This is a genomic window from Streptomyces sp. NPDC045998 (assembly GCF_056430285.1).
Genome location: NZ_JBWKLJ010000009.1, coordinates 319929 through 341334, shown reverse-complemented (window position 1 = coordinate 341334; position 21406 = coordinate 319929). Strand labels below are relative to the sequence as shown.

Below are 21406 nucleotides of genomic sequence, written 5' to 3'. Positions count from 1 at the left end.
GCATCAGGGCAGCTCCCACGGACGGCGCGGGATCGTGAAGAATCGCGTACGACTACGCGGTGGGGGCACTTTCAGGAGGTGCGGCACAGTGTCAGGTGGTGCTCAGCGGGTTCCCGCCATGCGGCCCGTGGTGCAGGAGACGTACGGCCCCGCCGACCTGAGCGGGGAGCGGATCTTCGCCGGAGGGTTCATCAACTTCGGCCATTGGGGAGCCATCGACCTGGCACTGCCGCTCGGCGAGGCGGAACGGATCCGCAGCCAGGAGGATCTCTACCGTCTTGTCCTGGACGCCCTCGGGCCACCCCGAGGAGGGAAAGGCCTGGAAGTGGGCTGCGGGCTCGGCATGGGATGTGCGGTGGCCCTGCGGGAACACGGCTTCGCCGCGATCACCGGTATGGACATTCATCCGGAGCAGCTGCGGCGGGCGCGCAGCGCGCATACCGATCTGCTGCGCGAGGAACCGGCACGGCTGCGGCTCGCCCAGGGGGCTGCGGAGAGCATGCCGTTCGAAGACGAGGAGTTCGACGCTGTCCTCAGCGTGGAAGCCGCTCAGCACTTCCCGGATCTCGGCGCCTTCGCAGCCGAGACGCGGAGGGTGCTGCGACCAGGTGGCCGGGTGGCCGTCGCCAGCTTCTTCACCGTGGACGACGCGCCCGGTCGGCCCGGGGAACTCGCGCGGCTGCTGGACACGTTCGCGAGCGGCCTGGACATCGCACGGCCGGTGCGAGCGCTCGCCGATGCGTTCCTGGAGGCCGGGTTCGCGGACGTGGGCGTGGAGTCGATCGGGCCGCATGTCTGGCCCGGGTGGGACCTCTGGCTCAGCCAGTGGTGGGCCCCGGGGACCTGGCCGCGGAACTTTCTGCGTGCCTACGAGCAACGGATCCTTGACTACTACCTCGTCACGGCAGGTTGATCGACGCCCACCCGCCAGGGCGGCAACGGCTGAACACGGCAGGCCCGGTGGAGCTGCACCGGGCCGCCGAGGCGGCCGGTACTGACCGGGGCGGAACACCGGCGTGGAGCTGTCGGCCGGGAGTTCGACGGCTCCGTGGTCGGTGGGGGCGCCATGAGCGGCGTGGAGAAGCGGCTGGTGAGCGGGAAGTCGGTCGCCGCGCGGCCGGCGCAGCACCACCCGCTCAACGGCTGATGTGGGGGAGAGCCGAAGCCATGGACCTTCGCAGGTTGGAGGTCCGGCGGTGTCCTTCCGTGGGCGTGGGCACCGTTGTTGAGGCTGGTACAACTGGCCCCGAACGCCGGGGACAGGCAGTCACCGATACCACCGGCCGACGCCGGCGACACGGTACCGATGGTCATGCCTACAGCCGCCGCAACGACCCCCGCCAGCGTATGCCCCTGCTTGATCATGCCCGCCAACGATCTGCTCGCCGCCAGTCACCACGGGACTGGCTCGATGGCCGACCGGCTGAGGCGCACGCGGCATCGCTCGACTCCGGCGGAGGCCCGGGCGTCTGGACACCGTCGTGATGACGTGGGCTTTTACGTCAGCACCAAACCAGCACGGGAGTCAGCACGGCGCCTCCACATCATTCCCGGATGACTCACGTTGAGCAGCGTCTTTCGTGGCCTCGTCGAGGGGCTCGCAAAGCCTTCGTGCGCGTCCCCATGGTGGGCACGCGCACTCCCCATCACAGAACTATGGTGCCCAACCACATACGCCTCTGACCTGCGCGTTCCTACCGTGTGGCGACACGTATACGTCCCCGTCGAACGCCAGGAAGTGGTGCCGGTGTCCACCCCCGCGACCGCTCCGCCAGCCCCCTCCCGTCTCAAGCGCATCGTCGCCGCCAGCCTCATCGGCACGACCATCGAGTGATACGACAACTCATCCGAGCAGAGCCACGACCTGCGGTTTTCGCGTCATTGCCTCGTCTATGGCTGGAGTTCGCGCTGGTACCAGGTGCCTGACTTGCCGCCGAGATCGGCCGGGGTGGCAGGGCCAACCGGGACGAACCCGGCCTTGGCCAAAACCTTCTGGGAGGCGGCGTTGTCGTGGGAGGTGGCCGCCCGCAGTGTGCGCAGGCCGTGCCTCGCTGTCGCCATCCGGCACAGCTCCCGGACGGTCGCGGTCGCCACGCCGCGGCCGGCGACCCGCTCCGCGACCCGGTAGCCGAGTCTGGCAGTGCCGTCCTCCACGTCGTACAGGTTGAACCTGCCGAGTACCGAGCCGTCCTCGGCGACGAGCACGTAGAAGGCGCAGATGCCGGCCTCCTGCTCGGCCAGCGAGGCGTTGTACCGGTCGGTGAACTGGTCGAAGAATTCGTCGCCGCGGTCGGGGATCGAGGCAGCGAAGTAGGCGCGGTTCGCCAGCTCGAAGGCCAGGACCGCCGGGGCGTGGCCGGCATGCAGCGGCTTCAGCATGGGCATGGCCCGACCTTACCCAGGTGATCCGGTGAGGCCACCTGGTTTTTAGCAGCCAGCTCCAAGACCAGGGCACATAACGATCTACGACTGGAGTACTAGGCGCCGCGGCTCTAACGATTGGTACTGATCACAGCCATTCTCCGATCGCGGCGACAAGGACGGTGGCTTCAGCGACGGCGAGTTTGTCGAATCGGGTGGCGACCGCCCGGTGTCTATCGTCTTGAGCCGGTTGATCCCGCACTCGACCGCATGGCGCTCGCGGTAGTCGACCGGGTCGAAGCGCGGCGGCCGGCCGCCGCGGGCGCCGAGCTTCTGGCGGTTGCGCGTCACCCCGCTTGCGGGCCCGGCCCCGTGCTGATGGGCGCGGCACACCGTGGAGGCGACGCTCAGGTCCCACGTGATCGCACCCTTCGCGTCGGCCAGGGTCTGGAGCCGGGTGAGGACCCGGTGCCAGGTTCCGTCCCGCTGCCAGCGCCGGAACAGGTCGTAGACCCGTCCCCACGGCGCGTACTCGACGGGCACGTGCCGCCATGGAACCCCGGTCCGGACCCGGAACCGTATGCCGTCGATCAGCTGCCGCCGAGGCCGGACGGGTGGGCGCCCGCCCTGGCGCCCTTCGGCAACAGCGGCTCCAGCACCGCCCACTGCTCGTCCCTGAGATCTCCCCACCCCATGAAGCGTGATCATCCACAGCCCAGGGTCCACTTTCGGCACACGGCCCAGCGCCATGTCGGTGCGCCGCTTGAAGTCGCGGCATCGTCAACGGATCGTCTCCGAGCCGGTGGGTTGCGGATCCGCCTGGGCCGGGCCGGTTGCAGGACTCCCGCCATACGGGGCGTTCGGCAGCGTGGGTGAATGCTCTCGTTCGTTGGTACGACGGCGCAGCCACGCCGCCTCGGCGGGCGTTCGGGGGTTCGGTCAGATCTCGGTCGCCTGTGATCGATCCATATGGGCAGGGGGCACGCGGATGGCGAGCACGGCCACGTCGTCGTCGTTGTCCATCGGGCGGGCGTCCATCAGGACGTCGGTGAAGGTTTCCAGCGGGTGGTCGGCGAGGTGGGCGGCGTGCCGACGCAGGCGTTCCAGGCCGTCGTCGATGGTGTGCCGGGGGGATTCGACCAGTCCGTCGGTGTAGAGCACCAGCGTCGACAGGGGCGGCAGCGTGCTGACGGCGTCGGAGCGTTGGAGGCCGGCCTGGGCTCCGAGCAGGATGCCCTGGCCGTCGTTGAGGTAGTGCGCCCGGCCGTCGTGGGTGACCAGCAGGGGAGGTGGGTGTCCCGCGTTGGTCCACCGCAGGTCCCACTGCCCGTCGGAGCGGGGCTGGAGCCGGCCCAGGATCGCGGTGGCCATGCCGACATCGGTGATGTGGGGCAGGGCCTGGTCGAACCGGTCCATGATGACGCTGGGCGGCTCGTGCTGGGACCAGGCGTAGGCGCGCAGGATGTTGCGGAGCTGGGCCATGCCCGCCGCGGCGTCCAGGTCGTGGCCGGCGACGTCACCGATGACCAGGGCGAGAGCCTGGTCGGACAGGTGGAAGACGTCGTACCAGTCGCCGCCGACCTGGGAGGCGTGCGGCGCGGGCAGGTAGCGGGCGGTCATGCTCAGGCCAGGGATTGCGGGCAGGTGCGGCAGCAGGTGGCGTTGCATGGTCTCGGCGACCTTGCGCTGGCGCTGGTAGAGGCGTGCGTTGTCCAAGGCCAGGCCGGCCCGGCGGGTGATGTCCTCGAGCAGGGGGATCTCGGCGGTGGTGAAGGGTTCGGGCTGCTTGGACCGGCCGAGGGTGAGTGCGCCGAGGACTTCTCGCAGGCCGCGGATGGGCGCGATGACCGCGGAATGCATGCCGCTGGTGTCGAAGAGTCTGCGTTGCTCGACGGCGATGTGGGAGTCCGGCGGGCCTTGATACGTCTGTGGTGTCGCCAGAGTGGATCCGGCGCCGCGCAGGGCCCGGGACAGCGGCAGCGGCGATGTTTCGGGGACGGAGAGCAGGGATCCCTGCAGGTCCTGTCTGCGGCGGATGCGCCCCTCGTCGTCATGGGCGACCACGGCTCGCTGGATCGCGCCGCTTTCGGTGATGAGGTCGATCACGACCCAGTCCGCCAGCATCGGGACGACCAGCCGAACGAGTCGGTCCAGCGCCTCGTTGACGTCCAGGGTGGCGGTCAGCTGCGTGGTGGTCTCGGCCAGCAACGCCAGCCGCTCCAGTTCCGGGAGCAGTCCCGCGTGGACGGGGGACGCCGGCAGGGCAACCCCGGCCGGATCGTACTCATGGAACACCACCAAAGCCCCCGTCTCCTCGGCGGTGAAGCGAAGGGGGGATACCAGCCAGGACGCCTTGAGCAGTGAGCCGTCTCCTCGTGCGAAGAAGCCGCGTTCCTCCTGGCGCACCTGCCCGGCGATGGAGGCTTCGATCATCGAGCAGCTGCTGCGCGACATGGTCGTCCCATTGGCCTGTCGGTGCAGCAGGTCGTGCGCATCGCGTCCCAGCAGATCGTCCGCCGTACGGTGCAGGAGCATCTGCGCCTGAGCGTTCACAGCGACGACGTTCCAATCGGCGTCCACCGCGTAGGCCCCTGCTCCCAGCCGGTCCAGCGCCCCTCCCAAAAGGCGCTGCAACGTCCCGAGACGCTCATGAGGACCGGCCGCATCGGTCGATCTGCGCATCCCCTGCACCTCCACATTCAGGACGGGTCAGTACACCCGTTTGCCCCGCATCCGGCCAGGGAGTCGTCGCTGACCTCACCATCGTAGACACGCCCGGAGGCACGGCGCCGCAGCCGCTTGACACATCGCTGTATCGGGCTCCGTGCGCGTTGCCACGTCCAACGGGAAGGGATCGTGGGTGAGGAACCGGCGTCGGCACTCGGCGCAGAACACGCGAGACGCCCACGTGGAAGTCCTTGTATGTCAGACGCCTCCGAGAAGACCACGCGACCGGCTGACCCGTTGGCCGGTGGTTGCCTCCGAAAGGGCGTCAGGACGCTGTGGTTTCGTTGTTGATCATTTCGTTGACCGCGGTGAAGCCGCCCCTGGCGAACGCGGCACGCTGGCGGTCGGCGGGGGTGCCTTCGCGTAGGAGGCGGTGGACGAGTGAGGTGACCTGGCGGGCGTCCCCGGACGCGTCGAGAGCGGGGGCGATGTGTTCCAGGAGCCCGTACAGCACATCGCCTGCGCTGCGGCGCCTGCCTTCGTGATCCACCAGGGTGGCGGTGAGCCCGTAGCGGGCGGCGTGCCAGTTCGCCGCCTGTAGCAGCTCGGGCGGGGGTACGGTCAGCGGCGCGCCCGCCTTGACGTCGGTGATGGCCGTGGCGATCAGGCCACGGACGATGCCGGCGAACATGACCGCCTCTTCCGCCCGCAGCTGCACGTCGGGGCAGCGGACCTCGATCGTCGGGTAGCGGTCGGACAGGCGGGCCTGCCAGTACAGCTGCCCCCTGTCCATGATCGCGCCGGAGTGCAGCAGGTGCTCCATCCTGCGCTCGTAGTCGGCCAGGCTTTCGAAGTGCGGTGGCGGTCCGCTGACCTGCCACCGTCCGAAGACGACGGTCCGCCAGCTCGCGAACCCTGTGTCCTCGCCGTCCCAGAACGGCGAGTTGGCCGACATGGCGACCAGGACCGGAAGCCAGGGCCGGATCCGGTTGAGGGCCGCGATGCCGATCTCGGAGTCGGGCACGGCGGCGTGTATGTGCATGCCGTTGATCAGCTGCTCGGCGACCAGTTGCGGCGCCTGCTCGCACATGGCGCGGTAGCGCGCACCGTCCGTCACCAAGGGCGGCTTGTGCTCCCTGAGCGGCGGCGTTCCGGTGGCGGCCAGCCGGCACCCGTGCGCCTCGGCGGCGGTGGCGAGTGCGTGCCGCAGGCGCAGGAGATGACCGCCGACCTCGTCGAGCGTGGTGCAGACGGGAGTGGCGACCTCCACCTGCACCTGGAGCAGCTCGGCCTGCACTTCCGACGCGTCGACGGCCCGCTCCAGGCCGGCCGCCGCCCGTACGGCCTCCGCCGCGGGCGTCGGCAGACCGGTCGCCGCGTCCAGGAGGAGGTACTCCTCCTCCACCCCCACCGTGATAAGGCTCATCTGTTCCCCCCTCGTACGGATGCCGCTGCCGTCGGACGGCAGGGCGCGGTCTGTCGTCGCTGCACCCGGGTGCCGTTCTTACTCACCGGCCGAGCTTCCTCCCCGGCTCCCGTGCCGCCCGGGGAGCAGGTCGCGCACCCTGTCGAAGATGCTCAGCGGTACTCCCAGCAGGGCGTTTCCCGGCGGGCGCCGTGGCACCGAGGGGTGCGGGTGGGTGGGGGCCGTACAGCGGACGGTCTCCCACACAAGCCCGATCTGGCGTAGACGTGCGCCGTCGCAGATGTCCTGTAGCCGCGGCAACAGCAGGTCTTCTTCGTCGCGGATGTCCTGCCGGATCAGGGCGAAGGCCCTGGTCACCAGCTCGGCGTGGTGGGGGTCGGCCGCATCGGTGCGCTCGATCTCGGCGACGAGCTCGTTGATCTCCTGGTGCTCCGTCTCGACGCGTGCGGTGAGCTCCTCACCCTGGGCCACCTCTCGCCGAAGGACGGGCCACAGCACGGTCTCCTCGGCGAAGGCGTGGCTGAAGGTCAGCTGGACGATGTCCTTCAGCGTGCCCCGCAGCTCCGCCTCCGTCCCCTCCCGCTTCTCGTAGCGGGTCATCAGACGGTCGAGCTCGGCGTGATCACGCCGCTGACGGACGAGGACACTGCCCTCGCCGCCCAGTTCCTCGGTGCTCTGCTGCGCTATCGACGACCCCATATCGCCTCTCCTTGCATGATGGCGTGGCTGTCGGGAGGGAAGGTCACGGACGTGTGGTCCGTGGGCGACGGGTCAGCGCGACACCAAGGGCGATCATGCCGACGCCCAAGACGAAGTGGAGCCAGTTGTCCGCGCTGTTCACCGGGATGAAGTTGGCCCCGCTGTCATGGTCGATGATCAGGCCGTACAGCCACAGCACCAGGTAGACGGCACCACCACCGATGAGGAACGTCCGGGCGCTCGATGCGGCGCGGGCCATGGCGATGCCGGCGATACCGAACAGCAGGTGGACGATGTTGTGCAGGATCGATACCTGGAACACGCCCAGCAATTTCGCTTCGGAATGGTGCTCGGCGAACCTCAGCGTGTCGAAGTTCGTCGTGATCCCCGGGATGAAGCCCAAGATCCCGACCAGCAGGAACACCGCACCCACCAGCAGGGCTGCCTGCTGCACCGGAGTACGGGCGCTAACCGAGCGAGACGACGTAACCATGCGGGGTGCCCTCCGTGCGCGGGCCCGCAAGCGGAGGCCCGGATCCATTTCCGTTCCGCTCGTGTACCCCTCTTCGGTCCTCATAGCCACGGCCTGTGCACTCGTACAACTCGCCGGAAAGCCTCGCTCGACAGCCGCGCCTTAATGCGCGCACGACACGACCCTTCCGGCCTGCACCAGGCCCCTCCGAGCCGAATCGACCCGGCACGGAATGACACGGACGGCTGCGACGGGACCTTGACCCACGGGAGTGAAATGACACTCCGGCGCCGGCACACTCAATCGAGGGGTGAAGAGAATGAGGTCTCCCTCAAGCGTGCGGGGCCACTGCACCGGCCGTGTCCTGACGGGCTTCGCATCTAGGCGGCAGCCGGAGAGGGCCTCGCGCCGTGCGCGACCGACGCGAAACGCCCGAGCTGCTTACCTGGGCCCCAGGTGCACCACCCCTCTGGCCATTCCGCCGACCACGGCCAGCCCCGCACAAGCCGTTCACGCTGACCGTTGTCGCGGCAGAGCGGGGCAACATAGTGCGGGATCGCCGGTTTCCCAAACCGGCGATCCCGCGCACCACTAGTAGTCCACCGCCACGCCCTACCCGTACGTCGAAAGGCACCACCCCACGACCACAGACCAAGCGCGACGCTCACGGCCAAGCTGCCACCGAGTGAATCACGCCGCCGCGTAGCTCGAACGGAACAGATCCTGAGCGCGCTCCACGTCCTTCAGCGTGCGGAGCTGCACCTCCAGATCCCCCGTCCCGTGGTGGCCGAGCCCGGACACGTCCCTGGTGAACCCGGGAACGAGGTCGACGTGCTTCGGATCGACCTTCAGGTGGACCAGGAGCTTGCTCCGCTGGGGCGGGCAGACACAGGCGAAGTTCCGCAGCCGCTGGTACGCCCGGTACTGCTTGCGCTCCACGCGGTTCACACCCTCGCCCAGGCCAAGCAACGCCTCGTCGACCGCGTTCGCCAGCTCCACCATCGACGCGCCCTGGACATCGGCCGCGACCCGTGCGACCGCCTGCCGACGGGCCCGCCGTGGCGCCTGTGCCGCACCGCTCGCCGATGCCACGGTCTCAAGGCCGAGCAGGTCGCTGCCGAAGAGTCGGTAGCGGACCAGGTCGATCGAGCGCCGGTGCTCGCGTACGGCGTGCACGTCGTAGCGCGTGAAGTCACCGGCGATGCAGATCAGGCGCGGTGCGCTCCACACCACCTGGGACGCGGCCGTAACCCCGAGCCGGTCGCGGACCAGGTGCTCGAACTCCGACCGGTGGTCCATCAGCCACGCGAGGTAGAACAAGCCCTGGTTGATGACGCCGGCGTCAACGCCCCGCTTGTACTCGACGATGACCGGCGATCCGTTCTCGTCCAGTCCGAGGGAGTCGATCCGGCCGCCGTGGACCGGCCCCGTCCCGTACTCGCTCGCCACACCCGCTCTCCGCCTCGCCCTGTACCACGTCGGCCTCGGCATCATGAGGGCGCACTCGCGGAGGCTCGCGACCTCAGCAGGGCCGCCGCCCATGCGACACGGCCGGCCGGCAGGGACCCCGACCTCCTCCTTACCTACGGCGAACTGGCCTCCGCCGCGCAGACCGCCTCGGCCGTCGTGGGGCGAGCGACGGAAACGATGGCGCGGGCCCTGGACACAGGGTCGGCACTCGACGTCGAGGAGCCCGCGGCGGTCGCCGCCCTCGTCGCGGCCGCCGAGACCGTGACGGCTCGGGTCGCGCTGAGCGCGACCACCCGGGTGCTGGAACTCTCGAACGCCCCCGGCTTGGACCGGTTCTGGCGCAATGTCCGCATCCTGACCGCCCACGGCTCACCCGCCGGCCAGCTGCGCGCCATCGGGGACCACTACCTCAACAGTCCTCACAGCGCGATGGCCGCGGCCTGCCCCTGAGAGACGTCACGCACGAGGTGAACGCGGCTGCGATCCGCCAACATATCCCAGTAAGCGAGATACTGCGGTCCATCATCCGAACACCTTCTTGGGGCGACCGTCCTTTTCTGCCACCATCCCTATCAACTGACTGGGAAAACTAGGGATTGCGAGGGAGCCATGCGAACGGCGCATCACGCGACCCTCCCCCGTCTCACGTCGCGTCGCCACATCGACCTCGGTCATACGTCCAGCGCCATCTGTCAGCGCGCCTGAGACCGTCCCACGGAACCGGCACCCGGCCCATGCCTCACGCCTTCATACGGGCATGGGGTGACACGGGCTTGCGCGACTTCAGCGCCTTTGCCGTTCTCGTCGGCTTCACCCCCCGCTCCCCGTACCTTCCGATCGCCTCATCCTCGAGAGGACACCCCCGTGTCTGCCGCAAGACCGCTCTCCACCCTGCGTACCCTCGCCGCCCTGACCGCTCTCCCTCTCCTCCTGACCGCCTGCGGCTACGGATCCGCGTCCACCGACAAGGACAAGAAGGCCGAGATCGCGGCGGACGGCAAGAAGCTCTCCGCCGACAAGGTGCGCATCGGCTACTTCCCCAACCTCACGCACGCCACCGCCCTGATCGGCGACCAGCAGGGCATCTTCCAGAAGGAGCTCGGCGGCACCCAGCTGAAGGTCTCCACCTTCAACGCGGGCCCCTCCGAGATCGAGGCGCTCAACGCCGACTCCATCGACATCGGCTTCATCGGCCCCTCCCCTGCAATCAACGGCTACACCAAGTCCAAGGGCACCAACCTGCGCATCGTCGGCGGGGCGGCCTCCGGCGGCGTCAAGCTGGTCGTGAACCCTGACAAGATCAAAACCGTGGACGACGTCAAGGGCAAGAAGATCGCCACCCCGCAGCTCGGCAACACCCAGGACGTCGCCTTCCTCCACTGGATCTCCGAAAAGGGCTGGACCGTCGACGCCCAGAGCGGCGCGGGCGACGTCTCCGTGGTCCGCACGGACAACAAGGTGACCCCGAACGCCTACCAGACCGGCGCCATCGACGGCGCCTGGGTGCCCGAGCCGACCGCGTCCAAGCTGGTCAGCGAGGGCGCGAAGGTGCTCCTCGACGAGTCCGACCTGTGGCCCGACAAGAAGTTCGTCATCACCAACATCATCGTGTCGCAGAAGTTCCTCAAGGCTCACCCGGACGTCGTCGAGGCGGTCCTGCGCGGCTCGGTGAAGACCAACACCTGGATCAACGCCAATCCGGAGAAGGCGAAGACCGCCGCCAACGCCAAGCTCAAGGAACTCACCGGCAAGCCGCTCGGCGATGCCGTGATCAACGGCGCCTGGCCGTCCATCACGTTCCTCGACGACCCGCTGGCCGCCACCCTCGACGCACAGGCACAACACGCTGTGAAGGTCGGCCTCCTCAAGCAGCCGGAGCTGAAGGGAATCTACGATCTCAGCACCCTCAACAAGGTCCTCAAGGCCGAGGGCAAAGCCGAGATCGACGACGCCGGGCTCGGCGTGAACTAGGCTTCCCGCGAACGCGAATCTCTGGAGGGTGACGGCGAGTTCGTCGCCCTCCTGGCGTTCTCGGGCCGCGACCAGTCCTCATCGACCGGAGTTCCCTTCGAGTGGTTCGGGGCGTTCGAGGACCCGTCGGCCCGCTCCCAGGGCTCGCTCCGCCTCCCAGTCCACGATCCGGATCGCCGCGCCGGCGGCCTCCCGGCCCCGGCAGTGGACGTGGTGTCGCAGCACGATCGCGTCCAGGTCGAGGTGGGCGCCGAACGCGTCGTGCCGCGCGAGGCGGCGCGCGTAGGCCCACACGTGAGGGTGATCGGTGATGTGGTGCACCGCTGCGGCGTCCAAGTGCCAGCGGTGCACGGTGTCCAGCTGAACGAGCGTCACCCACACCTGCACGTCCGCGAGGGTGAGGTCGCCGCCGACTACGTGATCGTGGCGAGACAGGCGACGCTCGAGCACGTCCAGGGCGTGCAGCAGGGTTCTCAGCGCCTCCTCCGGCGCCCCCGCGTCCGTGTCGACTCGACCGGCCCGCCGCGCGGCGCCGTTGATCCCCTGCTCGCAGAGCCGGCCGACGGCCGCGATCTCGTCCTCGACCCCGTGAGGATGAAGATCGAGCCCGTGACCCGCGAACCTCCGAGCCAGGTCGCTGAGGATGTCGGCGGCATGCGTACTGACGATCCGTCCGGTCCAGTCGTCGCTGAGTACCGGCGCCACCACCGGGCCGGGATGCCGGTACGCGCTCGCGTCGTACAACGGACGCAGCGCCAGGTGTCCGCCGTCGCATGCGTCGGGCACGGCCGGCAGCAGCACGACGGGAAGAACGCCGTCGAGGCCCATCAGGCTGTGGGTCACGGCGATCTGGAGACAGTACGGACAGGACAACGCAAGATGCAGCCGATACCGGCGCGGCTGGGCGGGGTAGCCGCTGCGGGCGTCACCGTCGATCCTGCCACGGAAGGAGAGCACGGTGCTGTTCCAGCAGCGCGGACGGGGCCCGGGGCGTAGTCGCAGTCGTTGGTGTGGGCTCCGCGCCGGCTGCCGCCCAGCACCCGCGCAGCCTCGGGCAGTTAGGCGTACGCGGCAGCGGTGTTGGCCCACAGAGGTTCCCGCCTCTCGTAGGGCGGCACAACCTCGGCACGCAGGACAGATAGGGCCGAATAGGCGGGAACGAAGGTGACCGTCGGGCAGCTGGCGGGCCTTGGGCCACGCGTACTCGGAGGTGTCGCGGGTGATGACGTGCAGGCGGATGCCGAAGCGGAGGCAGGAGACGTTGGGCCGGTGAGCGAGCAGGATGTCGCAGCCGCTCGGTCCGGCAGCTCGCAATGTACGCGGCGGCCGGAGCGAGGTCCGGGGAACCGGAGCCATAGGCGAACAGCACCCGGTCCCAGCCGTGGTCCTCGTGCGCCCGGGCGGCCATCGACCGCCCTTGGACGACCTCGCCTTCCCCACGACGGACGTCTTCCAGGCCCAGGCCCATATGCGTGACCACATCACCCAGGGCGTCGCCTGCCGCGGGGACCCCGGGTCCAGCGCGACCTCGGGGCGTTCTCCGCCCTGTTCTCGGTCTACAGCCCAGCTGTCGCCGCTGGTGTCCACGGCCCGGCTCACGGCCCGCTCGCTCAGCGACGGCCTCGACGGCTGGTGGCCCGGCTTCTTCGGGTTCCTCGCCTCCGGTGCTCCCGGCCTCCGGCTGCGCCAGCTCCTCGCCCTCTCCCGTGCAGGGATCGTCCGATTCCTCGGTGCGGACGTCCGCGTCGACACCGACGAGACCACGGGCACGCCTCCGCGACGAGCCCCACAGTGCCCCCCTCGGTCCACACCACAGCACTGGTCGAGGCGTACCTGCCCGGCCCGGAACTCGACCGCACGAAGGATCCGCTGCTGCGGCACTTGCACCGCGTGGGCGCGCTCGCCGAGGAGGCCGTCACCGATACGAACCACACCCACCGCTCCGGCCGGTTCACCGTCGCCTCCGACGGACGCCCACGTCATCGACCCGGGGCTCGGGCCCCACCCCCGCCGCCTCGCCCTCGGTGCCACCACCAACGGCCGTGCCGTGGCCGCCTTCGCCAGCCCCCGCTTTCCGCCTTCCGCGTTCCGCCGTCCGCCAGAACGACGCGGTCGCCCGGGGCCTACTGCGGGCGCTCGTCGCGGATCCGTTCCCGGCTCCACGGGAAGTGGACCGGGAAGCCGAACATCGTCGTCAGGGGAGACGGCTCGGTCCGACGCCGACCGTGTGCTGACCACGAACCGATCGCCACGGCTCTGACCGGCACACCTGTCCCTCGCTTGCCATGGCCCCACCCCCGCCGCCTCCTCCTGCCCCTGGCCGCCCACCAGAGGCCCGGCGGCGGCCGGTTGACGGGTCACCGTTCGCATCGTGGTCGCCGGGCCGTCCACGTGGTGGGCGGCCCGGTGGCGTTTCTCGCTCCTCTTCCTCCGAAACCGCAGGTCAGAGCCGGTACGCGCGGTCCATCAAGTGGCGCAATACTGCGGCAACACCGTGGGGACCGCCGGCCCGCTACGTTCCTGCCATGCCATCCGAACCCGCCCCCGCCGCCCTCCCGGTCGCCGCCGCGCGCCGCCGTCGGCTGCGTGCGGACCAGGCCCGGCAGCTCGCCGACCTGCTGCGCCACCAGATCCTGGCGGGCGGCTTCCCCGGCGGAATCCTGCCTCTGGAGGACGTGATCGCCACCGACTACCGGACCAGCCGCAATACCGTCCGGCAGGCCCTGGACCTGCTGCGCGGCGAGCAGCTCATCGACCGGCAGCCGGGCGTCGGCACCGTGGTGGTCTGTGAGAAGTACCCACACGGCCTGGACCGCCTCCAGGGGCTGGCCGAGACCCTGCACGAGCACGGCCGGGTCACGAACGAGGTCCGTACCGTCGGGCCGGTGACAGCCCCGGGTCCCGTGGCACACCGGCTGGGCTTGCCGGAGCACACCGATGTGCTCTGTATCGAGCGGCTGCGTCGCCTCAACGGCCTGCCGCTGTCCCTCGACTTGTCCTACCTGCCCATGGACGTGGGCGGTGAGCTGCTCGACTGCGACCTCGAGAACACGGACGTGTTCCGGCTCCTGGAGTCCCTGACCGGCGGCCCACTGGGCCATGCCGAGATCACACTCGAGGCGGTCAACGCCGACGCACACTCCGCCGCGGTGCTCCAGGCCCCGCGCGGGGCCGCCGTGCTGATGCTCGAACGACTGACCCATCTGCCCGACGGGCGGCCGGTGGACCTGGAGTTCATCCGGTTCCGCGGCGACCGCATCACCATGAGCGGTGTGCTGCACCGCTCCCTCTGAGCACCTGAGCGCCTCCCTCGCTCCCTTCCTCCTTGTCCTTCCTCCTTGTCCTTCCCTCCCCCTCCGTTCCCCGCCCTCCGGGCCCTTGGAGCCAGCCATGCCTCTTGTTCCTCAGCGCGCCGACGTGCCCGTGACCATCGACGAGTCCAAGTGCATCGACGGCTGCACGCTCTGCGTCGACATGTGTCCGCTCGACTCGCTCGCGATCCGCGAGGACAACGGCAAGGCGTACATGCACGTGGACGAGTGCTGGTACTGCGGCCCGTGCGCCGCGCGCTGCCCCACCGGCGCGGTGACCGTCAACATGCCCTACCTGCTCCGGTGAAAGGCCCTCATCCCATGCGTCGCACAATCATCTCCCCCGCCATACCCATCGCCCTGCTTCTCCCCTTCGCCACTGCCTGCGGCGGCGACGCCGAGGCGGGCGGAGCGTCCAAGACGGTCACGGTGACCGTCGGCTACCAGTCCAAGACCATCAACACCGTCACCGCCGGCACCCTGCTGCGCTCCCTCGGCTACTTCGAGGAGGAGCTGGCGGCACGCGGCGAGAAGGAGGGCGTGACGTACAGGGTCGACTGGCAGGATTACGCGACCGGCGCCCCCATCACGGCTCAGATGACCGCCGGGAAGGTCGACATCGGTTCGATGGGCGACTTCCCACTGCTGCTCAACGCCGCTCGGGGCAAGGAACTGAAGCAGCCGACCCGGCTGGTCTCGGTCACCGGCTACAACCTTCGCGGCGGCCTCAACACCGTGGTGACCGCGCCGGACTCCACGCTGGAGTCGCTGGCCGACCTGCGCGGCAAGAAGGTGTCCACCAGCGTGGGCTCCGCCGCCGACGGAACGCTCGTACGGGCTCTGCAGCGTGCGGGAATCGACCCCGACAGGGGCGTCCAGAAGCTCAACCAGCAACCCAGCGTGGGCGCTTCCGCCCTGCAGGCGGGCAGCACGGACGCCCTGTCGCAGTTCGTGGCCTGGCCTGGCCAGTTGGCCTTCGAGGGCCGGGCGAAGGCTTTGTACGACGGGGCCGAGCTGAACCTACCGACCTTCCACGGAGTGACCGTCCGGCAGAAGTTCGCCGACGAACGGCCAGGTGTGCTCGACGACTTCCTGAAGGCGCAGAGTCGGGCGACCGACCACCTGCGGACAAAGCCGGTGACGGCTGCCGAGTCGGTAGCGAAGGAGACCGGGCTGCCGGCCGAAGTGGTCTACCTCTACAACGGCGCGAACGGCATCGCCACCTTCGACCCAGCCCTACGCCCGGAGCTGATCGCCGCGCTGAAGGAGGACGTGCCGGTACTGAAGGCTGCCGGGCTGGTGGATGACGTCGACGTGGACGCCTTCGTCGACCCGGCGCCGCTGAAGCGGGCCGTTCCGGCCACCGGGTACCCGAAGGCGAGCGCCGCCAAGCCCGAACTGTGGCTGAAGGGCCAGACCACCACCCGTACCTTCGACAGTCCAAGGGATCTACTGAAGGCCGCCAAGGGCGCGGACGTGCGGGCCGCGTACGTGCCGGACGCGCTGACCGGCACCCTGTGGTTCGCCGACAGGGCGGTGTGGGTGGCGGACGGCGCCGAGCTGCACGCCTTCGTCACTCCGGCCAGTGCCAAGAGGTACGTCGGCGGTCATGCCGGGGCACGGATCATCCGCTACGCGGAAGCCGTGGGGCTTGCGTCATGAGCACGGGCCGTTGGCTGATCCGCTCCGCCTCGCTGGCCGCGGCACTCGGGCTCTGGCAGCTGCTGACCTCCCTGGACGTCAACGTGTGGCTGCGGTTCGAGCAGTTCCCGACGGTGGACGAGGTGGCCTCCGCCTTCGCCGACCGCCTCGGCACCGCCCCGTACTGGCAGGACCTCGGCCACAGCCTCCGCCGGATCGCGGTCGGCTTTCTGCTGGCCGCGGTGGCGGGGGTGGCCGTCGGTACCGCGATCGCCCGGTCCCGGTGGGCGGCCGACCTGCTGGGCCCGCTGGTGGAGGTGGTACGTCCGGTGCCGGCCATCGCCCTGGTTCCGGTCGCCATCCTGCTCCTACCCACCAACGAGCAGGGCATCGTGTTCATCACCTTCGCCGCCGCCTTCTTCCCGGTGGTGGTCTCGACCCGGCACGCGGTCCGGGCCCTCGCCCCGGCCTGGGAAGAGGCCGTGCTCACCATGGGCGGCGGCCGGCTGCGGGTGCTGTTCTCGGTGGTACTGCCCGGCGCCCTGCCGGGCGTCTTCGGTGGCCTCTCGGTGGGCATCGGCGTCTCGTGGATCTGCGTGATCTCCGCGGAGATGATCTCCGGCGAGTACGGAGTGGGCTACCGCACCTGGCAGGACTACACGATCGTCGACTACCGGGGCGTCTTCGTCGGTATGGCCACCATCGGCGCCCTGGGATGGCTCACCTCGACAGCGGTGGAACTGCTGGGCCGCCGCGCCACCTCCTGGCTGCCCCGCCCGGCCGGACGGGGGGCCGCCGGGGCGAAGCGTCCGGCGTTCCGCGGGGCCGGTAGCACCCCCGCGCAGACCGGTTCCGGACACGCCGCCACCCCCACCGCGGCAGTCACCGCCGTTCCCCGGAAGGAACCGGTCCCATGAGTACTGCGACCCTGCCCACCACCCCCACCCGGCCGGGCGCCGAACTCGCCCTGCACGACGTGCGGCTCGGCCACCCGGACGGCGCGGCTCTGCCGGGCACCGTCACACTGCGGATCGCCCCGGGAGAGCTGCTGGCCGTGGTCGGGCCGTCCGGCTGCGGGAAGTCCACACTGCTGCGCACCCTCGCCGGCTTGTTGCCCCCGCTGGAGGGGTACGTCACCCAGGACGGTGAACCGGTCGCCCGGCCCGCCGCCGACCGGGCGCTGGTCTTCCAGCACGACGCCCTCCTGCCCTGGCGCACTGTCCGCGCCAACGTGGAACTGCCCCTGGCGATCCGCCGGGTCCCCCGGGCCGAGCGGCGACGGTCGGCGGCCGAGTGGCTGGACCGGGTCGGGCTGGCCGAGCAAGCCCACAAGCTGCCGCACCATCTGTCCGGCGGTCAGCGGCAACGGGTCCAGCTGGCCCGCGCGTTGGCCGGCCAGCCCCGGACAATCTTGATGGACGAACCCTTCGGCGCGCTCGACGCGCACACCCGCGCCGAGATGCAGGACCTGCTGGTGGACATCCTGCGGGGCACGGGCGCGACCGTCGTCTTCGTCACCCACGACGTGGACGAGGCCCTCCACCTCGGCGACCGGGTCGCGCTGCTGGGCTCCGGCCGGGTCCTGGACGTCCCGCACCCGCGCCGGCGCGACGCTCAGCACGCCCCCGCGACCGCCGAGCTGCGCCGCCGCATCCTCGAATCCCTCTGAAAGGCACTTCCCGTGGAGACCCTGGTGGACACTCCCCTGCCCGTTCCCGCCCTCGCCGACGCGACCGAGCTGTCCTGCGACGTTCTCGTCATCGGTGGCGGGACCGCCGGCACCATGGCCGCACTGACCGCGGCCGGACGCGGCGCGCAGGTGCTGCTGCTGGAAAAGGCGCACGTACGGCACTCCGGCGCACTCGCCATGGGCATGGACGGGGTCAACAACGCGATCATTCCGGGCCGGGCCGAACCCGACGACTACGTCGCCGAGATCACGCGCGCCAACGACGGCATCGTCGACCAGTCCACCGTCCGGCAGACCGCGACCCGCGGCTTCGAGATGGTCAAGCGCCTGGAGTCGTACGGGGTGAAGTTCGAGAAGGACGAACACGGCGAGTACGCGGTCCGCCAGGTGCACCGGTCCGGGTCCTACGTCCTGCCCATGCCGGAGGGGAAGGACGTCAAGAAGGTCCTCTACCGGCAACTGCGGCGGCGCGAGATGCGGGAACGGATCCGCATCGAGAACCGGGTCATGCCGGTCAGGGTGCTCACCCACCCGGGCGACGGCCGGGCCATCGGCGCGGCCGGGTTCAACACCCGCACCGGTGCTTTCGTCACCGTCCGGGCGGGCGCCGTCATCCTGGCCACCGGGGCCTGCGGCCGGCTCGGCCTGCCCGCCTCCGGCTACCTGTACGGGACGTACGAGAACCCGACGAACGCGGGTGACGGCTACGCCATGGCCTACCACGCCGGGGCCGCGCTCACCGGCATCGAATGCTTCCAGATCAACCCGCTGATCAAGGACTACAACGGGCCCGCCTGCGCGTACGTCGCCAACCCCTTCGGCGGCTACCAGGTCAACCGGCACGGCGAGCGGTTCGTGGAGTCGGACTACTGGTCCGGGCAGATGATGGCGGAGTTCGCGGCGGAACTCGCCTCCGACCGGGGCCCGGTGTACCTGAAGCTGAGCCACCTGCCCGAGGAGACCATCGGAGCCGTCGAGACGATCCTGCACTCCACGGAGCGGCCCACCCGCGGCACCTTCCACGCGAACCGCGGCCACGACTACCGCACCCACGACATCGAGATGCACATCTCGGAGATCGGACTGTGCGGAGGACACTCCGCCTCCGGCGTACGGGTGGACGCACACGCGCGCACCACCGTGCCCCGGCTGTACGCGGCCGGCGACCTGGCCTGCGTGCCGCACAACTACATGATCGGCGCGTTCGTCTTCGGCGACCTGGCCGGTGAGGACGCCGCACAGTACCGGGCGTACGAGGGCGAGCTGCCCCCGGACCAGCTGGCCGCCGCCCACGAGCTCGTCTACCGGCCGCTGCGCCATCCCGACGGTCCGCCGCAGCCACAGGTGGAGTACAAGCTGCGGCGGTTCGTCAACGACTACGTGGCGCCGCCGAAGTCGGGGGCGAAGCTGTCCCTTGCCGTAGAGGCGTTCACCCGCATGTCGCGGGAGATCGCTGGGATGGGCGCGCGCACGCCGCACGAGCTGATGCGGTGCGCGGAGGTCACCTTCATTCGGGACTGCGCGGAGATGGCCGCCCGGGCCTCGCTGGCCCGGACCGAGTCCCGGTGGGGCCTGTACCACGAGCGTATGGACCACCCCGAGCGCGACGACGCGGGCTGGCTGCACCACCTCGACCTGCGCAAGTCGCCGTCCGGTGCGATGGAGTTCACCGCCCGGCCCGTAGAGCCGTACGCGGTCCCGGTGCCGGAATTCGCGCCGGCACCGGGGCCGGAGCGCCGTCTGGGCGAGGTCACGCTGGTGCCGGTGGCCACGGCCGGTCCGCGGGACGCCGCCCCGGCCGCCCGCCCGGCGACGCCCGGGGTGGCACCGGACCCGACCGCGGAAGTCCCGGCCGATGCGCTCGACGTCTCCTCCCCCAGCCCGGCCCTGCTCCGCCTCCTCGCCCTCGCCGAGGAGGCCCCCGACCTGGACGCACTCCGTCCGTACCTGGGCGACGCCGACCCGGCGGTGCGCGCGGCCGCCGTCGCCACCCTCGGCGAGACGGTGCCGGCCGGCGCCGGGCCCGCCCTCGCCGAACGCCTCCAGGACACCGCGCCGCAGGTCCGGGCCGCCGCCGCGGCCGCGCTGCGCGAGCTCGTCGAAGTGCTTGCTGCCGAGCCGGAGCTGGGGGCCGCGTTGCGGGCGGCGCTGGATGTCGCCGACCCCGTCGTCCGCGCCGCCGCGCTCGACGTGCTGCGGGCGCTACGACTGGGCGACTCCGGGGTGTACGCCGCCGCGCTCGCCGACACCGACATCGAGGTCCGCACCACTGCCGTCCGTGCCCTCGTCTCGGTGGACGCGGTGCCGGAGCTGGCGGCGGCGACTGCCGACCCGGCCCGTGAGGTCCGGGTCGCGCTGGCCCGCGGCCTCGCGGCCGTACAGGCCCCGGCCCCGGCCCCGCTCGACCCGCTCCTTGACGACGCCGACCCGCTGGTCCGGGGCGCCGCCCTGGCCGCACTGGCCGCCACCGGCTGCCCTCCCCGGTACGCCGCGCGGGCCGCAGCGGCGCTCGCCGACCCCACGTGGCAGGTCCGTGCCGGCGCCGCAACCGCCCTGCGGTCAGCCCTGCCCGCCGAGGCAGTCCCCGCCCTCGCCAAGACCTTGGCCGACCCGAACGCGGATGTCCGCAAGGCCGCCGTCCTGTCCCTCCTCCACCACCGCGCCGTCCCCGAAGCACGCACAGCCCTCGCCACGGCTACCGCGGACCCCGACGCCGACATCCGCGCATACGCATCGCGCGCGGCCAACTGACCCCCGCGGTGGCAAGCCGGCGTGACCAGGAGTGCGGGCTCGCCGACGACGGCGCAGGCGATCGCCACGCGTCAACCGAATGTCCATGCGCGCAGCTCAGCAGCCACCAGGTACCCGTCACGGCAGGTCACGGCGTTCGCTGGTCTCTTCCGCGAGAACTGGCCCCAACTGGTACTTGCCCACCGCGCAGCCACTTCCTTCAAAAATGCACTGCCATCAACCATGCAGACGGGCCTCATGATCTGCGCGTACGAGCGCCTGCCACCCATCAGAAGGAGCGTCAAAAGCGTCATCTCAGCGTCAAGATATCGCCCCTAACGCCCACACCGCACATCATGCGCACGCACAAAACCGCAGGCCAGACTCCCTTGGTGGCGGGCTCCAGCACCGCCACACGCGCCACCAGAGCCCGCGGCAGCGGCTCTTCCTCGGGAGAATCTGGGGAGTATCGACGGCGCTGGGGAGCGCGTGGGGAGAATCGACCGCGTAATGCAGCACAACCCTGAAAGACGCTGAAATACTCATCCACGCAGGTCAGGGACGTGTAGACCTCCATCGACGCAGGTCAGCGCCACCAGGTGGACAACTTCAAGAAGATCTCCTCGCCCACCAACGCCGCACCTCAGATGCCCTGACAAGCCTGGATACGCCACTGACACCCCGTCAGTTGCCGTGCACCAGTGGCATTCCAGCGTCAAAATATCGCCCGTAACCCCCACGCCACACGAAATGCACACAAACAAAACCGCAGGTCAGAAACGCTTAAAGGTCGGTTCGAGGATCACCACGCACTCCACGTGATGATCACCGGCAACACGCCGACCCACAGTCATCACACGTTCGGCACGCGTGCGGCCACAGACCACCCTACCGAGGGTGTGCCGACAGCGTCCGGGCCTCACGGGCCGGGGGTACCGCGATGGGCGGCCGGGCAAAGAACCTCCTCC

At 70.1% G+C, this 21406-nt stretch carries 17 protein-coding genes and 3 pseudogenes; 10 read left to right on the top strand and 10 right to left on the bottom strand.

The window, feature by feature from the left end:
- Positions 1-118 precede the first annotated feature (118 nt).
- Positions 119-913 carry a class I SAM-dependent methyltransferase gene (locus tag AC07FJ_RS26605; protein ID WP_479051813.1) on the top strand — a complete coding sequence of 265 codons (795 nt, stop codon included), beginning with the start codon at positions 119-121 and terminating at the stop codon, positions 911-913.
- 786 nt (positions 914-1699) lie between these two features.
- Positions 1700-1834, top strand: a complete 135-nt coding sequence (locus tag AC07FJ_RS26600) for a hypothetical protein (RefSeq protein ID WP_479051849.1) — start codon at positions 1700-1702, stop codon at positions 1832-1834.
- Positions 1835-1890: 56 nt separating this feature from the next.
- On the opposite strand, the gene AC07FJ_RS26595 is transcribed toward AC07FJ_RS26600, so the two are convergent.
- The 7 genes and pseudogenes from AC07FJ_RS26595 to AC07FJ_RS26565 form a co-directional block, all read right to left on the bottom strand.
- Positions 1891-2385: a GNAT family N-acetyltransferase gene (locus tag AC07FJ_RS26595; protein WP_479051812.1), complete on the bottom strand. Its 495-nt coding sequence runs from the start codon at positions 2383-2385 to the stop codon at positions 1891-1893.
- A 124-nt stretch (positions 2386-2509) separates the two neighbouring features.
- Positions 2510-3056, bottom strand: a pseudogene (locus AC07FJ_RS26590) (transposase).
- Positions 3057-3300: 244 nt separating this feature from the next.
- The gene (locus AC07FJ_RS26585; protein ID WP_479051811.1) at positions 3301-5043 is read right to left on the bottom strand and encodes a PP2C family protein-serine/threonine phosphatase; all 1743 of its coding nucleotides are present in this window, start codon (positions 5041-5043) and stop codon (positions 3301-3303) included.
- Positions 5044-5353: 310 nt separating this feature from the next.
- Positions 5354-6454: a glutamate--cysteine ligase gene (locus tag AC07FJ_RS26580; RefSeq protein WP_479051810.1), complete on the bottom strand. Its 1101-nt coding sequence runs from the start codon at positions 6452-6454 to the stop codon at positions 5354-5356.
- Positions 6455-6532: 78 nt separating this feature from the next.
- Positions 6533-7153: a hemerythrin domain-containing protein gene (locus AC07FJ_RS26575; protein ID WP_479051809.1), complete on the bottom strand. Its 621-nt coding sequence runs from the start codon at positions 7151-7153 to the stop codon at positions 6533-6535.
- A 43-nt stretch (positions 7154-7196) separates the two neighbouring features.
- The gene (locus AC07FJ_RS26570) at positions 7197-7646 is read right to left on the bottom strand and encodes a DUF4383 domain-containing protein (RefSeq protein WP_479051808.1); all 450 of its coding nucleotides are present in this window, start codon (positions 7644-7646) and stop codon (positions 7197-7199) included.
- 669 nt (positions 7647-8315) lie between these two features.
- Complete coding sequence (locus tag AC07FJ_RS26565; protein WP_479051807.1) at positions 8316-9119, bottom strand: DUF5655 domain-containing protein; 804 nt, start codon at positions 9117-9119, stop codon at positions 8316-8318.
- A gap of 153 nt (positions 9120-9272) precedes the next feature.
- Here AC07FJ_RS26565 and AC07FJ_RS26560 point away from each other — a divergent pair, with 153 nt between their 5' ends.
- Positions 9273-9545 (top strand): hypothetical protein, encoded by a 273-nt coding sequence (locus tag AC07FJ_RS26560; protein ID WP_479051806.1) that lies wholly within the window; start codon positions 9273-9275, stop codon positions 9543-9545.
- Positions 9546-9959: 414 nt separating this feature from the next.
- Entirely contained in the window at positions 9960-11066 is a 1107-nt protein-coding gene (locus AC07FJ_RS26555) for an ABC transporter substrate-binding protein (protein ID WP_479051805.1), read from the top strand.
- A gap of 78 nt (positions 11067-11144) precedes the next feature.
- On the opposite strand, the gene AC07FJ_RS26550 is transcribed toward AC07FJ_RS26555, so the two are convergent.
- From AC07FJ_RS26550 to AC07FJ_RS26540, 3 genes and pseudogenes are all read right to left on the bottom strand, one after another.
- Positions 11145-12023, bottom strand: a complete 879-nt coding sequence (locus AC07FJ_RS26550; RefSeq protein ID WP_479051848.1) for a glutathione S-transferase C-terminal domain-containing protein — start codon at positions 12021-12023, stop codon at positions 11145-11147.
- A 32-nt stretch (positions 12024-12055) separates the two neighbouring features.
- Positions 12056-12235, bottom strand: a pseudogene (locus tag AC07FJ_RS26545) (TauD/TfdA family dioxygenase); the annotation flags it as partial.
- Positions 12236-12299: 64 nt separating this feature from the next.
- A pseudogene (locus tag AC07FJ_RS26540) lies at positions 12300-12468 on the bottom strand (LLM class flavin-dependent oxidoreductase); the annotation flags it as partial.
- Between the two features lie 1123 nt (positions 12469-13591).
- Between AC07FJ_RS26540 and AC07FJ_RS26535 the strand changes: the two are divergent.
- From AC07FJ_RS26535 to AC07FJ_RS26510, 6 genes are all read left to right on the top strand, one after another.
- Positions 13592-14359 (top strand): GntR family transcriptional regulator, encoded by a 768-nt coding sequence (locus tag AC07FJ_RS26535; RefSeq protein WP_479051804.1) that lies wholly within the window; start codon positions 13592-13594, stop codon positions 14357-14359.
- Positions 14360-14456: 97 nt separating this feature from the next.
- Positions 14457-14684: a 4Fe-4S dicluster domain-containing protein gene (locus AC07FJ_RS26530; protein ID WP_125741086.1), complete on the top strand. Its 228-nt coding sequence runs from the start codon at positions 14457-14459 to the stop codon at positions 14682-14684.
- A 14-nt stretch (positions 14685-14698) separates the two neighbouring features.
- Positions 14699-16039 (top strand): ABC transporter substrate-binding protein, encoded by a 1341-nt coding sequence (locus AC07FJ_RS26525; RefSeq protein ID WP_479051803.1) that lies wholly within the window; start codon positions 14699-14701, stop codon positions 16037-16039.
- Positions 16036-16935: an ABC transporter permease gene (locus tag AC07FJ_RS26520; RefSeq protein ID WP_479051801.1), complete on the top strand. Its 900-nt coding sequence runs from the start codon at positions 16036-16038 to the stop codon at positions 16933-16935. The genes AC07FJ_RS26525 and AC07FJ_RS26520 overlap by 4 nt, the downstream gene beginning before the upstream one ends.
- A complete protein-coding gene (locus AC07FJ_RS26515) occupies positions 16932-17687 on the top strand; it encodes an ABC transporter ATP-binding protein (RefSeq protein WP_479051800.1) in 756 nt (251 codons plus the stop codon). Before AC07FJ_RS26520 ends, AC07FJ_RS26515 begins: the two co-directional genes overlap by 4 nt.
- Positions 17688-17711: 24 nt before the next feature.
- On the top strand, positions 17712-20459 hold the full coding sequence (locus AC07FJ_RS26510) for a fumarate reductase/succinate dehydrogenase flavoprotein subunit (protein ID WP_479051799.1): 2748 nt from the start codon (positions 17712-17714) through the stop codon (positions 20457-20459).
- The last annotated feature ends 947 nt before the right edge of the window (positions 20460-21406 follow it).